Below are 15,601 nucleotides of genomic sequence, written 5' to 3'. Positions count from 1 at the left end.
TGAAATGACATAGTTAAATAATTATTACAACCAGGCCACAAATGGTTTATAGGACTCTTGTGTCTTATGGTCAGTTAAAACCATTTCCAGAGAATGAATCATTGTGTCTACCTGTTCTTTCTTTTTCTTCAGTCTGTCTAGCCGCTGTTTCTTTTTCAAAAGTTCGCGATCATGTTCACCCGCTGCCATCATTTCAATAACATTCATATCATCAAAGCTGACAAGCTCTGGTGTTTCAATATAGAGATCAGTAATTTTACGTGCCAGATTTTGAGGGATGACTTTTAATTTTTCCAATACGGATAATTGAGCATCGTGGGGTTGAAAAGACAGAAAAAATATCATCTGACGAAAAGCGTAGGCAATATTTTTATGTTCCTGCAACCTTATCTTATCAGGATTGGCCGGGTTATAGCGTACACATTTGATCACTATCCAGCGGGCAATCTTGTGGTTCAATGTCTTACCACTCTCACTGCTAAACAGTTCAGGCAAGTCTAAAGCATTGGTCAATGCAGTCAACGTGGCCAGGTTATGCGTGGTGATTATCTGTTGCCATTCAATGATCTTGCCATTTTCAAAAGTTGCGTAATCCCTCCACCCGCGGCTTTCTTTGGTTACACCACTTTTTTGCTTGCACAGATAATAAAGGGCATCCGGCGTTTTAAGGTTGGCAATGCTCCTGTAATCAAGTCCGTAATATGTTTCATAAAGGGTTCCCTGCATCAGGCTGGCTGCCTGTTTGGCAGCCATGAGGAATTTATCAGAGAATCTATGCATGAATATATCGGCTGCAAGCTCTTCAGTGAGCGGAGGCTCTAAAGAGAGTTCTGGAAGTTCTTCGATCATTTGACCCAGGGATTTGATAAATCTATTGGGCAAAATGGTCTGGGGAAAATAGGTAAAGACTTGAGTCACCATATCCGTTAAAAGCTTTTCTGCGTTCTTGACTCTTTTGTCCTGCTCAAAGGGGGTGATTGCCTGTAAATGTTTTACCCAGGGCAGTTCATCCATCCGGACCTGATGTTGAAGATTCAGCAGAAGGACAGATCGTCGTTTGAAGAAAGCCTGTGTCACTTGTGCGAACAAGGCGGCCAGGCTGGGGTCAAGTATGCTGTCACTTTTGACAATGGCGGCGATGTTCAGGTATTTGCTGGCCAGTACTTCAGCAGAGGTGATATCGCCCCGTTCAAGCAGCTCAATCACTGGTTTTGACTGAATTGCTGCCAGTAATTTCTTTATCGGTTTGGGCAATCCTGCTGTGTCCATGTTCAGGTCCTGTGGTTTTACCTGAACACAGTCTTTTAACGGCTGTAGCTGATGGATCAGGGAATGACCTGTGTGATATCTCTTTTGATAGTGTTCAAGCCAGCCCTGGCGTTGGTTCAGTGCTTGCTGATACCGTTCAGTGTCAGGTAATCCCTGCTTGCGATGGATATCTGCCAGGGTTTTTCTCAGTGTGAACTGGATTTTTTGAAAACCTTCCATATCGGAGGGGCACCGATGTTCTGGCGGGTACGCCAGTAATATTTCCAGTGAACGTTGCAGAATCCGCTCACTGCCACGTTTACGGGTAGTACGATACATCAATTCGGGGTGTTGCTCTGTTATCTGCTTTCTATCCGCCAGGTACTGTGAGGCTTTTTCAAACCACTCTGTTGTGACCCTGGCCAGAGGCATGCCGCCGCACAGCTCCCCTTCAGTGTTGTAATAAGGTAAATCCCCTTTTACTGTGCCCTGAATCAGTGCCACAAGCCGATCCTTCAGTGGCAGCCACTGATCAAATACCAGGGCATTTTGATCCAGCCGCAGCCGGTTATTGGATTTGTGTTCAGGGGCAGGGCCAAAGCGGTTGTCCAGTTGAGTCAGTACATCTGCCACGCTTCTCATGGCCTCGTCCGTGTTTAATGGCAGGGGCTGTTCGGCCGACTCCGGGAAAAACCTGACCCTTCCCAGATATGGGGAAATGGTTTCAATCAGTTGTTCAGCCTCGTCATCGTGTCCTGACCGGTGAAGCGCCATCAGAATTAACATAACCCCTTCTTCGGGGGTGTTTACACGGTATTTGCCGTTTAGAAGCATGGTCTCGAGGTGGCAGGAATACGGTTCAGTAAACCAGATCTGGTTAAGTGCTGACCTGATGTTTGCAAGATCATCGGGTAGATTGCTGGTTACTGATAGTCCTAACTGACTGGCCAGCTCTATTTCATAGTGACTCAGTGGCCCTCCGGCTGCCAGCTGCCCGGTGATAAAACCCCCGGTCATTACCACGGGTGTTAACCAAACCGGGGTATCAGCAATCGGCGCTCTTGAGCCCGGCTTCAGGGTTCCGTTGATTGTGCCCTGGATAGTTTGCAGTAATTGCTCGATTTTAGATCTGGCACGGCTGCGGTCAACCGGGTCAGCATGTTCTGATGTGGCCGTCTTTCCCGCTTTTAATAACAGACCGGAAAGGTAAGGAATGCCGAAGGTACTTGAGATACTGTCGTATTGATTGAGGCTGGAGGTCTGTTGAGCCGCTGTATTATCTGGCGGGATTAATTGTCTTGAGGCCATGTCAGCATTGCTTATGGAGCTGCCATTAAAGGAGCCTTGGGATGTGATGAAATCGTCAACAATCTGGTCAGGATTTTGGTTTGAACAAGTAAATAATTCCGCAGGATTCATACAGGCTCCGACTTAGACAGATAGTACCAGTAAGCAATTTCGATTCGATCTACCGTTCTTTCTCAGGGATTCGATTGAACGTACACAATTAAGTTCCCTGATTTGGTTAACAACTTAAACACCCTTCAAAAAGCGCAACGATAAAGCAATGAGTGTTTTCGCTCTCGTTGGGAATTAAATCGATAAGGGTGAACTGAAAAGCTATCCTGACGAAAAGCCTCAGCGGGTGTAAATCTGATGAATCGTTTATCAGAAACGGGTAGCTTTTCAGGTTCTGGTCACTGTGCTGATCGGGGAACAGCGATAGCAGTCAATCAGAAAGGTATCCTTTCAAAGTTTAAAGTTTCAAATGCAGGAAAAGATATTCTCGATGCCATTTTGCATTTCAAGTATAACAAGGCGGATATTCCAGCAGTTGCTGCTGTAGATGCCTATAAATCACTGAGTGATCGAGAAGTTGGGTTATTTGAAAATGTATTAGACAACTACCTGCCCCACTTTTTAAGCCAGCAAGACAATACCGCGACTCAACATCAACAGGATTTTTTTGTGAATTTTTCCCAGTATCAGTTGCTTTTGAAGTTAGAAAACATGTTGTAGATAACCATTACCGACTGACCGAGCGTGGAAATGCTTTTGGACTCGATCCCCCGGACAGTCTTAAGTCCGACAGCCTCCTTCAGACTCTTGGGTAGATATTCCGGGAGGTCGGTAAAATTGAACTAATTCTGGTCTGACTGGTCAAAACAAAAAAACTAATTAATTAAAAGGATTTTAATATGATCCCGTCTACCTCCGTCCAGCTGAGCTGGCTGGAAAATATTCAGTACAACTACAAAACTGCTGGATTGGGTAAAGCCCTGTTCGCTGTCTTCTGCTTTTCCGGCAAATCCAGAACCATCTCAGTCGCCGCAGCCCGGATTTACATCAACACTTATCCTGATTCCGGGCTGACAACGGCTCTTTTCAAAAAAATTGACAGCAGGACGGTGACTTATGGGCCACCGGGCAACTTGCAGGTTCAGACTGCAACACCCGGGCCTGCAGCCCCGGATGACACCAAGACACCGGCCACTACTCAGGAAACAAACCGGTTTTCATCCCCTGAACCGGTTGCCCCTGTACCCAAAGAAGACCGGTTTTTACTCAGCCATCGAATTCAACCACCGAATATTGTTCCAGTAAAATCACAGCCAGAGCATTTGGTAACCAATTCCCATAACCCGGGAAATGAGGATGCATTTGTGCAGCCCGCTGTTCAGAACAGTCCTGAAAGCAGCTCGGCAGGTACTGAGAGCCAACACAATGTTTCTGCACAGCCTGATACCAACACTACCGATAATGCTTCTGCCGCTCGGGCGGAAAGTGTCGTGGGCAGGCAAAGCCTACCTGAGCCTGGTTACCGGGCGAGGTACGGTGGCAAAGGCATGTTCCTGAAACATATGCAGGAACACGGTATTCCGGTACCTGACTTCCGTTGTCTGGAGATTGCACAGACACAGGCTTTGGAAAACCTGCCTGTCAGTGTTGCCACTGTGGCCCGGGCAATACCGGGTATTCAGTCACTCTGTTCCGGCAGTACCACCAGCTTGCATGAGCTGAAAACGCGGGTTAATGCCACCGCTGATCAACAACTCCGCGAGCAACAACTGGCGGCATTATCGGCGTTTATCGCCGGGGAAACCTTTTATCAGCTGGTTAAGGATCACCCGACTGCCAGGGCCATAAACCAACTCTTTGAAGAGCTGTGCCAGGGTCAGCCGGATCAGAAAATCATCGTACGCAGCTCCGGTGCCAGAGAGGATGGCTACGGTGACGCCCAGGCCGGCAAGTACGAATCACTGGTGCACGGTGAGGATGATATTGTTCGCACCTGCCTGAAGGTGCTGGCTTCCGGTTATCGCCCGGAGGTTTGCGCCTCGACCATGCCCGCCCCGATGGCCCTGGTCATGCAACACTGTGTGGACTGCCGGTTTGGCGGTGTGGCAATGAGCTATACCGGCTTTAAAGATAACAGAGTACAAATTGAGTTTGTGCCCGGACAACCCAAAGGGGCGGTTGCCGGTCAATTTGGTATTACCCCGCACCGATACACCATATCCCGTGGCCATAACATCACCCCTGTTTACACGGCAGGCAATGTTACCAGTACGTTTGTACTTGACCCGCAGGGCAACAACAGTGCTGCAGAAAAACTGGTGCCCATTGCTGACGGGCAGTCGCAAACACTGCCAGAGTCTTCAGTTAGGCAGCTTTATAACCGACCTTCACCACCCCTTGGTAACATTTTGATTTTAAACGATTAAATATCGTGCCAACCATATATTCGAATAGAATATATGCTTCAAAATCAAATGATTACGCTATTTTGGTGGTGAAAGTGGGTTATAACTATATTGAACAGCTGGAAAACCTGCTCGGTTGTCCGGTGGACGTTGAGTTTGCCATTAACCACCAGGGCGAAGTGGTCATCCTTCAGGTTCGCCCAATGACACGCCTTTGCGGGGGCAGGCAATTTTCCGCCGCCAGGCCTACGGAATTTATCTGTTCTGGCAGGCTGGTGAGTGAAGGGCTGTGCCAGGGGCCGTTGATCCGATTACAGCCCGGTGAGTTCAGCCGTCACATCCCCCAGGGGGCCATTATTATGGCACCACACTGTGAACTGTGGATGCTGGCACCGGAGGTTCTGGCTAAGGCAGGTGGCTTTGTTTTCCAGCAGGGAGGCAGTGGCGACCATGTGGCCATTACCCTGCTCCAGGCCGGTAAACCCTGTGTTATTACCGGTACTGATGAGGCAGCGGGTGAAGGTCTTGAGGGACAGCAAGTGACTCTGGTTTGTGGCCAGTTTGACCAACAGCCCGGTGCTTTTTTACTGGCCGGCAGCCAGTATGAACAGTTTGCAGAGAGTATGTTGCCGGCAGTCAGCGGTGATTTCAGTACCGCTATCGCCTATACCGACCAATGGCAGCCTGCAGAGCACAGTCCAATGAGGGTTGATGAGCAATTCCGGGAGTTGAACCGGTTAAATGGCCTGTTACTCCACTATTTCAGCCGTGATCGTCTATTGAACCAGTGTCTGTCACCGGATAATAATCTGCTGTTAAGCATGTCGCCCCAGCGGGCAGAGGTATTGCTGAAGCTGGAAGAAGAGATTGCCCATTTACTGGCAGATACTGACGCGTTGTTGCTCGGTTATGAACAATATCTGCTCACCGGCGCAAAAGGTGAAGATGCCACCGATAAAATCACTACTGCCCTGGACCGCCTGGAGGTATTGAAAGGTCGGGTTAACCAAATACAGCAACGTGTGGCAACACAACTGGTAGCAGTAACCGCTGGGCTGACTACCGCGCAGGAACTGCTGCCTGACCCGGTCTGTTTCCGTCAGTGGCGAATGGACTGCGTGGCATTACGGGATTCGTTGCTGCAGCTGAGTTTGCCAAGGCAAGCGGATGAAGTGGATTCCATTCACGATATCGTCTTTCTGATTCACCAATGGTTCGTGGATATGCTCGGTGATATTGCCGTAGCTTCCGGGCAGGGAGAAACAATTAAAAAAACCAAAAAGTTGACCATGGTTAATTTCCCGTCACCGAACAGCGTTGACATATTCACAGATGAATGTGCAGCAGCTCTTGAGGGATTTGGCTTGGACAATACTGTGTTGAATATGGACGGTGTGTGCATTATCAATACCCAAATTAATTATCACAAAGGCGTCATTGAGGTAATGGAGGATGGACCCGGTGGCAAAGGTAGAACCCTGAAGGTCAGGATGATTGATGACTTCAACTCCAGGTGGCTAGGATGCACGAAACCTGAAGGGTTGGATGGGAAATGCAAGCGTTTTTTTAAGCTGGCGTTACTGATGAATGCAGTGGCAAGCTCCCATCCCGGGCAAAGCTGCAATATTGCAATTAATGAATCAATTGGAGAAATCGTCTGTGAAATTAACAGGGTGCCCTCTATAAACCGGCTGCGGGATCAATTGCTCATGGCAATAAACCTGTTAAATAACAGTAATAATGAAGATATACGTTTTTACAGACCAACGCCTGGCATGCCATCTTTTGATAACTTTGCCGGGATTAAGTTTCATATAGATAGTCTGGATAAAGTCGATAGTCAGTGGATTTTAAAGTCCGTACTTTTTGACATCGGTTCCAACGATTCATGCAAGGAACTGCAAAATCTATTGTGTACTCTTTTGGGTGAGGGGCCACAAAGCAAACTCATCAGGTTTGCTGCCACCCGCGTGCCTGAGTCTAGCCATGAGTTGCCTGAACTTTCTGATGATGATTTCACCCATAATCAGGAATGCATCAAGCTTCTGCTTATTTTGCGTCCGCAAGTGATGATTCCCCTGGTCAAAGCAAAAACGGATTGGCTGAGTGATAAGCAACTGATGTTACCACTGGTCAAATTAAATGGACTGTTGCTTGAATATTTGCCCAGTGAACTAAAGCAGGACAAAGAGGTTGTTTTGAATGCTGCTACCCACACCCCGGAGGCATTACAGCATGCCGATGAGAAGTTCTGGGATGATCCTGAAGTGCTCAGGGCCGCGGCTAACGCCAGCCAAGAACTATTTTTCAACATGGTTCAGGCCATGAGTGGCAAAAAAATACTCAGAAATGCCATGTTACAAGTATTGGATTTAAACATGCGTTACCTTTCGTTTTTATATTGGCAGCCTTACGGTGATGACCCGACAATAATGCTTGGGTTGGTAAAATGTGGTGAATCTTATTACATGTCTCAAGCTCTCTCTGAAACCCTGAAAGATGACACAGCTTTTTTTAAAATGGCGATGGATATTGATCCGAAAGTTATCAAATATGCTTCTGAGCGGATACGTAAGGAGCATGGGATGGTGTAGCTTCAGTAGTAACCCGAATAAAACCCTTGCCCGATCAAACTGGAAAACTCTCCGGATTACTCCGGTTCGGGGGGTCCAGCAGTTCATCATCAGCCCGTCTGTCGGTAGCTTGCTGTTGATGTGTATGAAAGTACATTGGATTGGCAAGCGCCCTGCCAATCAGCTGGCAAGTTGATGACTCGTCATCGTTGCGCCTCAGTACCCGGTAACTTTGATAGCTGCTAACACAATAGAGTGCGGTCAAGGCACCTAGAATAATGATCGCGCCAATAACCACCGCAGAGACTGTTTCGGGCGTATTGCCAGAGGTGGGCGAGCTGGTGTCGTTTGTCCGTAAAGGGGATGTTTTGGTTGAGTTGGTTGTCTGATTAAAGAACGATGTCGGGGGTTCAAAAATCTGGACGGAAGATGGGGTAAAGCTGGTATTCATGGAAGATAATGTTGGCTCATTAGTCTTAGGGGGAGTGGTTGAGCATGGGGTGTTACTGCATGTTGAGTTGCCACACAGATACCTGCGCCCCAAGTCTTCGCAAGTTCGTTGAGTGCATCCTCTTTCATCTATGTTATATGGTGGACATTCTTTTCTGCCATTGCATCGGATCGCTAAGGGACGACAATTATAACGATACCCACACGGAAAACAGAATCGAAGATCACAACCAAAATGGTGATCTGGTCTGCATTTCCTTAACACTTGGGCCGCCCCGGCCGTCTGCACTAGAGTGGATAATGCCGCCAAAGCCACCAGGCTCTGTTTTAATTCTGGACATAGCCAGTCAATGTCATCGGAACCCATCACCTGTCCTGCGGCAAATTCTGCGGCATTGTGCATCAGGTTGCCACTGGCCTGAATCGCTGTGAGGACAAAGGAGCACAGCCGATTACCGGGCAGAGGACTGTTTCCGTTACCAGCACAAATAAATGTCCCGGAGTTGGCAGGGCAAGCCTGCCTTTCGGCGTTCCTGCCATGAAAGGAAATTATCTGGCTGTTGAATGTATCCCTGGTGTCGTCGTCGGTGCCAGGGCTTTGTGGGCAGGGCTGTGATGGGGTTTGCAACGAGTTTGTCAACATGGTGATTACTCCTGCTGGAAATAACATGTTTCAGCGTTTGCAATTCCGGGAGGTGGTCCAAAAATGGCCACCGTAGTAGGGATTGCGAGAAACTGAGGTTGAAATTTCTGACTCTCACGAGAGTAGCAGGGCTATTTGATGAAGGAGAGATTTTTGACCAACTTATCGAAACTGGACGCATTAAGAAGCCGGAAGGCTGAATTAGTGTTTTGAAATTGAGGTAATCAGCGCTTCCCATGACCTTGATCATTGCTGTGCAGAAATGCTCTGGTATGGGCAACCGAACCAATACCATAATGCAGACCTGCTTCTTTGCCCTGTCCGGTGTTCTGCCCAGGGATGAGGCCATTGCCCGTATCAAGCAGGCGATTGACAAGACCTACCGACGCAAAGGTACAGATGTTGTTGAGCGAAACTTCCGGGCGGTGATCAGACTCTGGAACATCTCTACGCCGTAGAAATCCCTTCAGATATGGCGCATGCCGATTTACCCGGTGAAACGTTTGTAGAGAAGCCGGTAGTTTCTGAGCAGGCACCTGACTTTGTTAAAGAAGTCATCAGTCGTATGATTAGTGGACAGGGTGACCTGATCCCGGTCAGTCAGATACCCGTGGATGGTACCTGGCCAAGCGGCACAACCCGCTGGGAAAAACGCAATATTGCCCTGCAGATTCCGGTCTGGGATGAAGAGGCCTGTATCCAGTGCGGCAACTGCAGTATGGTCTGCCCTCATGCGGCTATCCGTGCGAAGTTCTACCATCAGGCCAGCCTGGTGAATGCACCGGAGGAGTTTAAGTCAGCAGCCATCAGCGCTCGTGGGTTCCCGGAAACCCGCTACACCCTGCAGTGCTACCCGGAGGATTGCACCGGTTGTGGTCTCTGTGTGGCAGCGTGCCCGGTTCGTAATCCCAAAAAGAGTGGTGATCGCGCCATCAATATGATGGACAAGGAGCCGGTACTGGCGCAGGAAAAACAGAATCTGTCGTTTTTTGAGCAGTTGCCTGTAAATGATCGCCGTCAGGTGGATTTCTCCACCGTGCGGGGTATCCAGTTCCTTGAACCTTTATTTGAGTTCTCCGGTGCCTGTGGTGGCTGCGGTGAAACGCTCTACCTGAAACTGCTGACCCAGCTGTTTGGTGATCGTCTGCTGGTGGCCAATGCCACCGGTTGCTCTTCCATTTATGGTGGTAACCTGCCAACCACGCCATGGTCAAAAAATGCTGAAGGGCGTGGACCTGCCTGGGCCAACTCGCTTTTTGAAGACAATGCCGAGTTTGGCTTTGGCTTCCGTCTGTCCAGTGACCATCAGGCGGAGCAGGCGATGCTGGAGCTGGAGGCTTTCCGGGAACTGCTGGGTGCTGATCTTGTGGATGCCATCATCCATGCACCTCAGTTGAATGACGCTGATGTACAAAATCAGCGAGAGCGACTGCAGCAGGTGCAGGAAAAACTTGCACAGGTAGAAACACCAGCAGCACAAAGCCTCAAGGTTGTGCTGGACCGTTTGTTGAAACGTGTCGTCTGGATTGTTGGCGGTGACGGCTGGGCTTACGACATTGGCTCTGGCGGCCTTGATCATGTGCTGGCCAGTGGCCGTAACGTCAATGTGCTGGTCATGGACACCGAAGTCTATTCCAATACCGGCGGCCAGGCGTCAAAATCCACGCCGATGGGTGCGGTGGCAAAATTTGCGGTGGCAGGTAAACGGTCCGCCAAAAAAGATGTTGTGCTGCAGGCCATTGCCTATGGCAATGTTTATGTGGCCCGGATTGCCATGGGGGCCAGCCCGCAGCAGACACTGCAGGCCATTCGTGAGGCTGAAGCCTGGCCCGGACCTTCACTGGTGATCGCCTATTCGCACTGTATTGCCCATGGCATTAACATGACCCACGGTATGGAGCAGCAGCGACTGGCTGTGCGTTCCGGCCATTGGCCTCTGTTCCGGTACAACCCTGGTCGTACAGAGCACCATGAGAACCCGTTTGAACTGGACTCGCTCAGACCCAGTGTGCCTCTGACGGAGTATATCCGTGGTGAAGTTCGCTACCGGGCCCTGAATATTGCCTGTCCGGATGAAGCGGAGGCGATTCTTGACGAGGCCCAGAAAGTGATCAACCGGAAGTGGGGCGTCTATGAGGAAATGGCAACACACAATGCCATGGACTTTGTCCCTGAGAAGGCGTCGGCTGTTCATTAATAAAGTGACCACAGAGACACAGAGTTAATCCATCGTTCCCCCGGGAACGAGGCCCAGGGTGCAGAAATAGCACTCTGATGTCTCTGTGGTGATTGAGGAGTAAAGATGATGGATTTGACCACCAACTATATGGGGTTAAGCCTTAAAAATCCGTTAATAGCGGCAGCCAGTCCATTGACGTCTACATTGAAAAGTATCCAGCGTCTGGAAAAGGCCGGTATCGCAGCTGTGGTTCTGCCTTCCCTGTTTGAAGAGCAGATTCGCCGGGAGCAGGAAGAGGAAGAACGGATTGCCCTGTCCAGAGATGACCTGTTTCCGGAGGCCACCTCTTTTCTGCCTGCCGGCCTGACCCTGGAACGTGGTTCGCAGGCATATCTGGACACCATTCATAAAGTTAAGGCAGCCGTGGGTATCCCGGTGATTGCAAGCCTGAATGGTTGCTCGGAGGGTGGTTGGATGGATTATGCCCGACAGATTGAGCAGGCTGGAGCGGATGGTATCGAGCTGCATATTTATTACAATCCACCCTCGCTGGAAATTACCGGACGTCAGGTTGAGGACGTCTATCTGGACGTCGTAAGAAGTGTAAAAAACAGTGTCACCATTCCGATTGCCCTGAAAATTGATCCATTCTTCAGTGCCTTCGGCAATATGGCCAGACAGTTTGATGAGATGGGCGTTGATGCCCTGGTGATGTTCAACCGGATGCTGCAGCCGGACTTTAATCTCAACAATATGCAAGTTGAAACCAACTGGCCAATCAGTAAAGCCGGTGAGATCGGCATTCCACTGCGCTGGATCAGTGTGCTGCACGGCAAGATCCATGCCTCTCTGGCGGCCACATCAGGGGCCTATGACCATGAAGACATTATCAAATATTTGCTCGGTGGTGCGGATACGGTGATGCTGGCTTCTGCACTGATCCGCAATGGCGCGGACTATGTGTCCGTGCTGTTAAAAGGCCTGGAAGTGTGGCTGAAACAGCGGGATTTTGTCGGGCTGAATGACATGCGCGGGCTGATGAGCCAGCGCTCTGTGGCCAACCCGGAAGCCTTTGAACGGGCCAACTACATTTGTACCGTGGATGGAGCGAGGAAGCACTGACCTGTTGCTTCGTTCCCATGCTTCGATGGTGTTGCAATAGGTTTATAAGCTCTGAACCACGAAGGCAAAAGGGTGCCTCTATTGAGTTGCCTGACATTGCTCAGGCAAGCTCAGAAAAAATCTTGAGCCTTTGTGGTTCCTTTCTTTATTAAGCCTTTTGTTGTTTAAAAAATTTTTACTGGAACTCGGGGTCGTTTCAGCTGATTTAGAAGTCGGTGGTAAATTAACTGAGTTTTTAGCTGAATTGGCTGACTGACGATACTGCTTTTTGCGCTCCCTTTCGCGCTGGGTGTAAGCGGGATCTTTGCGAAGTTCCCTTTGGCGCTCCCTTTGGCGCTCGACGTAAGCGGGATCTTTGCGAAGCTTCCTTTGGCGGTCCCTTTGGAGCGCCCTTTGGCGCTCGGCATAAGCGGGATCTGTCTGGTAGCGCTCCCTTTTGCGCTCCCTTTGGAGCTCCCTTTGGCGCTCGACGTAAACGGGATCTTTGCGAAGCTTCCTTTGGCGCTCCTTTTGGCGCTCCTTTTGGCGCTCGACGTAAACGGGATCTGTCCGGTAGCGCTTCCTTTGGCACTTCCTTTTTCGCTCCCTTTCACGCTCAGCGTAAGCGGGGTCTGCCTGGTAGCGCTCCCTTTGGCGTTGCCTTTGGCGCTCCCTTCTGCGCTCGGCGTAAGTGGGAGCTTTGCGAAGCTCCCTTTGGCATTCAATTTGTGAAGAACTTTCATCAATAGCTTCTTCGGCTTGAGTTGCAGGCGATGTATACTGTTGAAGATATTCACTTTTCAATTGTGGGGTAATAATCGCAATCGGCGATGTAGATTTAGAAAAATTACCAATGTCCTCTTGATTAGGAATTTGAATAGGTGGATTAAGTTTGGTATCAACATCTGTCGAGTTTTGTGAGGTTGATTGAATACCCTTTGTGAAGGAGTATATCAAAAAAGTATTATTTTCAGGGTCATATTCTGCAACCTGATAATTTTCCAGTGGTATAGCTACTGCAATTGCAGGTGATTCTTTGTAGTTAGTTTGATTTTGTACAGCGAAATCTTCCAACCATTTTTTTTTAGGATTTAAATATACTTGATTATCTGAACTTGTAGATTGGTCAGTCATGTCATGGTTAGTTACAGGTTGTCGAACTTCAGTAACCAACCGGGAAAAAGCCTGACCTGTTGCACCAGATTCAGCTAAAGGCGTGCCTTGAATATTAGAAGGGCCATTAGGGGCTGGACTTAATTGAGAAGAAGTTGGTTTATCCATTGAATTATCGAATCATTGGATTGCAGCTTAAGACCACGCTTTCTTATAAAAGTTCCTCCCTTTCACTACTCATTCACCATTTGTTTATTTCAACCAAACATAAAAACAGGCTCTTCAGGGATAACTGTGGGTAGAAATCAAAAAATTTGAAGAAAAAAGCACCAGCGGCTGATTTCAGGTATGTCTTTATTTGCAGACAAAAACAAGAAGAAACGCCGCTGATGCTGATAAAAACTATCCTCAATAAAGTTCATAAACTCAAGTCATTTGTTTATCAGGATGTAAAACTCGGTCTCTATCAAGGCTCTGAAGTATTCAATGTCATCGTGGTCCCAAGCAAGAACGGCCATGCTATTTGCTCAGGATGTCAGCAACCAGCTCCGGGCTATGACCGTCTTACTGAACGTCGCTTCGAGTTTGTCCCTCTCTGGGGAATCAGGGTTTTTCTCCTCTACAAAATGCGTAGGGTTGAATGCAAGACATGCGGCGTAAAGGTTGAACAGGTTCCATGGGCTGAAGGCAAGAAGGAACATATTCTGGATCGCTTTCATATCGTTGCCATGCTGAATGGCCATTGATGAAGTCAGGGCCACGGAACACAAACAGCTTCAGGCAGATGGATGAACCGGTGCTGAAAAAGACACGTTGGTGTCGGCTCAAGCGAAAAGAGAACCTGACCGAGAAAGAAGAGATCAAGCTGAACACAGTGCTTCAGTACAACCTGAAAAGTGTCAGAGCCTATCTTCTCAGAGATGAGTTCCAAGTGTTCTGGGACTACATCTCACCACACTGGGCAGGAAAATACCTGGACCGGTGGTGTACAAGGGTGATGCGATCAAAGATAGAACCAATGAAGAAAGCTGCTAAAACTGTTCGACGACACAAGCCACTTATCCTGAACTGGTTCAAGGCGAAAAAGGCGTATTCCAGCGGTATCGTTGAGGGTCTGAACACCAGGATAAAACTCACTACGAGAAAATCATACGGTTTCAGAACCTACAGATGTGCGGAAATCGCGTTATATCATACGCTTGGCAAGTTACCGGAACCGGAAATGACCCACAGATTTTACTGACGAGGCCTTTATTAAGCCTTTTGTTTATCTGTTGTTTAAAAAATTAAAATAGGCAGATAATCCACAGGCTAAATGCTGGATATAACATATACTGATCAGATCTCAATGCTCAATAGGTTGTAGTTTATGATCTGGAAGACTCTGTTTCCCATATTCATAATGAGCTGTGTACTGTTGGATGTTAATTGTTTGGCTGCTGCGCCAAACGATGAAAATAAATCAGATGATTGCTTTTTAAAAAACAGGATCTTTAACGTTGTTGTTGGTGAAGAGTACAGTGCACCCATTCGGTTCGGAACATTGGAAGCTAACAGTATTAAGAGAGACTCTGTACATTTCGGAATGAAGGGCAACGATTTGCACTATGCCTTCACTCTTACCCTTAATCTGACAGATCCTGAACACTCAAAAAGGCTGTACTATGAGGTAAAAAACCTGATTCCCGCCGTCAGGAAAACGCTGCCTGAACCCAGGTTCACCAGAAATAGTGTTGATATCATTGGGGCCTGTGACCAAGGGCATTTTGTGATTGTAATGCCCCAGGCGGGCAATGAATTTTCTTTTCTCAGGAAAGCGCAGGATATGAGTATGCCTCATGGTTCTGGGCTTATGGTGGAAGGGCATCTTGTTTCATCGCACGTTCCCGACGATTCTTCTGGATCTCCAGATAAAAAATTAAGAGTAAGCTTCAGCTCTTTTGCTGACAAGCTGATGGAAAAAAAGCTGAGTCACCTGGAAGAGCAGCCTGAGGTTCCTGCAGTTATTGTTGAGCTCGAGGAGGGTGAGTTGGCTCAGGAATTATTGGATATGAAAAGTGATGAATATTATCACTCCGCAAAAATGTATGAAGAGACCTATGCAAAAGTCACCAGGAAAGATCATCAAGGGTTAAAGGGTATTGACAGGCAAATTGACGATTTGGAAAAGGCGCATATCGCCCTTTACAAACAGATTGAAGATATATTGAGGGATTTTCAAAACCAGATAGAGCAGATCAGGTTAAGATGATCAACCGGGCGCTTCATGGCATGGTGGCATGGATAGATAGCGACAATCGCTGGTCTTTCCTTCGCCAATCAGGCTTTCGATAATGACTTTCAGTTGTTCCATTGCCGCTGCTTCATCGCTCCCTTCAATGGTCAAAGTGATCATGTCGTTTTTGGTGATACCGGCAGACATGAGCTTCATCAGGCTTTTGGCATCGGCCTTATGTCCCTTGTTATCAACGGTGACCGTACTGGCAAACCCTTGGCACGCTTTGACAAATACAGCGCCAGGGCGAGTGTGCAGGCCGTTTTCATTAGTTACTATGATGTGCGCAGTTTGCATGGTTTCCGGCAAAAATAT

The 15,601-nt window shown here is 48.3% G+C and carries 11 protein-coding genes and 1 pseudogene; 8 read left to right on the top strand and 4 right to left on the bottom strand.

The window, feature by feature from the left end:
* Positions 1 to 24: 24 nt before the first annotated feature.
* Positions 25 to 2,556, bottom strand: coding sequence for a hypothetical protein (locus ACO6UX_RS00285; RefSeq protein WP_422443788.1), 2,532 nt, complete (start codon positions 2,554 to 2,556; stop codon positions 25 to 27).
* Positions 2,557 to 2,904: 348 nt separating this feature from the next.
* Between ACO6UX_RS00285 and ACO6UX_RS00280 the strand changes: the two genes are divergently transcribed.
* The 3 genes from ACO6UX_RS00280 to ACO6UX_RS00270 all read left to right on the top strand — a co-directional run bounded on the left by ACO6UX_RS00280 (position 2,905) and on the right by ACO6UX_RS00270 (position 7,546).
* Positions 2,905 to 3,267 (top strand): hypothetical protein, encoded by a 363-nt coding sequence (locus ACO6UX_RS00280; RefSeq protein WP_422443786.1) that lies wholly within the window; start codon positions 2,905 to 2,907, stop codon positions 3,265 to 3,267.
* Between the two features lie 179 nt (positions 3,268 to 3,446).
* Complete coding sequence (locus tag ACO6UX_RS00275; protein ID WP_422443784.1) at positions 3,447 to 4,973, top strand: PEP/pyruvate-binding domain-containing protein; 1,527 nt, start codon at positions 3,447 to 3,449, stop codon at positions 4,971 to 4,973.
* Positions 4,974 to 5,047: 74 nt separating this feature from the next.
* A complete protein-coding gene (locus ACO6UX_RS00270; protein WP_422443782.1) occupies positions 5,048 to 7,546 on the top strand; it encodes a DUF4116 domain-containing protein in 2,499 nt (832 codons plus the stop codon).
* Between the two features lie 34 nt (positions 7,547 to 7,580).
* Here ACO6UX_RS00270 and ACO6UX_RS00265 read toward each other — a convergent pair whose 3' ends face one another.
* Positions 7,581 to 7,976: a hypothetical protein gene (locus tag ACO6UX_RS00265; protein WP_422443780.1), complete on the bottom strand. Its 396-nt coding sequence runs from the start codon at positions 7,974 to 7,976 to the stop codon at positions 7,581 to 7,583.
* Positions 7,977 to 8,854: 878 nt separating this feature from the next.
* Here ACO6UX_RS00265 and ACO6UX_RS00260 point away from each other — a divergent pair.
* From ACO6UX_RS00260 to ACO6UX_RS00250, 3 genes are all read left to right on the top strand, one after another.
* Positions 8,855 to 9,076, top strand: coding sequence for a 2-oxoacid:acceptor oxidoreductase family protein (locus ACO6UX_RS00260; RefSeq protein WP_422443778.1), 222 nt, complete (start codon positions 8,855 to 8,857; stop codon positions 9,074 to 9,076).
* 14 nt (positions 9,077 to 9,090) lie between these two features.
* Positions 9,091 to 10,815 carry a thiamine pyrophosphate-dependent enzyme gene (locus tag ACO6UX_RS00255; RefSeq protein ID WP_422443776.1) on the top strand — a complete coding sequence of 575 codons (1,725 nt, stop codon included), beginning with the start codon at positions 9,091 to 9,093 and terminating at the stop codon, positions 10,813 to 10,815.
* 105 nt (positions 10,816 to 10,920) lie between these two features.
* Entirely contained in the window at positions 10,921 to 11,919 is a 999-nt protein-coding gene (locus ACO6UX_RS00250; protein ID WP_422443774.1) for a dihydroorotate dehydrogenase-like protein, read from the top strand.
* Between the two features lie 78 nt (positions 11,920 to 11,997).
* Here ACO6UX_RS00250 and ACO6UX_RS00245 read toward each other — a convergent pair whose 3' ends face one another.
* A complete protein-coding gene (locus ACO6UX_RS00245) occupies positions 11,998 to 13,179 on the bottom strand; it encodes a hypothetical protein (RefSeq protein ID WP_422443772.1) in 1,182 nt (393 codons plus the stop codon).
* 221 nt (positions 13,180 to 13,400) lie between these two features.
* Here ACO6UX_RS00245 and ACO6UX_RS00240 point away from each other — a divergent pair.
* A pseudogene (locus tag ACO6UX_RS00240) lies at positions 13,401 to 14,254 on the top strand (transposase).
* A gap of 126 nt (positions 14,255 to 14,380) precedes the next feature.
* Positions 14,381 to 15,262: a hypothetical protein gene (locus ACO6UX_RS00235; RefSeq protein WP_422443770.1), complete on the top strand. Its 882-nt coding sequence runs from the start codon at positions 14,381 to 14,383 to the stop codon at positions 15,260 to 15,262.
* On the opposite strand, the gene ACO6UX_RS00230 is transcribed toward ACO6UX_RS00235, so the two are convergent.
* Positions 15,263 to 15,583: an HPr family phosphocarrier protein gene (locus tag ACO6UX_RS00230; protein ID WP_422443768.1), complete on the bottom strand. Its 321-nt coding sequence runs from the start codon at positions 15,581 to 15,583 to the stop codon at positions 15,263 to 15,265.
* Positions 15,584 to 15,601: the final 18 nt, after the last annotated feature.

Source organism: Endozoicomonas sp. ALB091, from assembly GCF_049310265.1.
Lineage (GTDB): Bacteria > Pseudomonadota > Gammaproteobacteria > Pseudomonadales > Endozoicomonadaceae > Endozoicomonas.
The sequence above is the reverse complement of the archived record's forward strand: the minus strand, read 5'-3'. Positions and strand labels throughout refer to the sequence as shown.

Coding starts and splice junctions, on each gene's coding strand:
- ACO6UX_RS00285 (WP_422443788.1), bottom strand. CDS start 2,556: ATGGCCTCAAGACAATTAATCCCGCCAGATAATACAGCGGCTCAACAG.
- ACO6UX_RS00280 (WP_422443786.1), top strand. CDS start 2,905: ATGAATCGTTTATCAGAAACGGGTAGCTTTTCAGGTTCTGGTCACTGT.
- ACO6UX_RS00275 (WP_422443784.1), top strand. CDS start 3,447: ATGATCCCGTCTACCTCCGTCCAGCTGAGCTGGCTGGAAAATATTCAG.
- ACO6UX_RS00265 (WP_422443780.1), bottom strand. CDS start 7,976: ATGAATACCAGCTTTACCCCATCTTCCGTCCAGATTTTTGAACCCCCG.
- ACO6UX_RS00260 (WP_422443778.1), top strand. CDS start 8,855: ATGACCTTGATCATTGCTGTGCAGAAATGCTCTGGTATGGGCAACCGA.
- ACO6UX_RS00255 (WP_422443776.1), top strand. CDS start 9,091: ATGGCGCATGCCGATTTACCCGGTGAAACGTTTGTAGAGAAGCCGGTA.
- ACO6UX_RS00250 (WP_422443774.1), top strand. CDS start 10,921: ATGATGGATTTGACCACCAACTATATGGGGTTAAGCCTTAAAAATCCG.
- ACO6UX_RS00245 (WP_422443772.1), bottom strand. CDS start 13,179: ATGGATAAACCAACTTCTTCTCAATTAAGTCCAGCCCCTAATGGCCCT.
- ACO6UX_RS00235 (WP_422443770.1), top strand. CDS start 14,381: ATGATCTGGAAGACTCTGTTTCCCATATTCATAATGAGCTGTGTACTG.
- ACO6UX_RS00230 (WP_422443768.1), bottom strand. CDS start 15,583: ATGCAAACTGCGCACATCATAGTAACTAATGAAAACGGCCTGCACACT.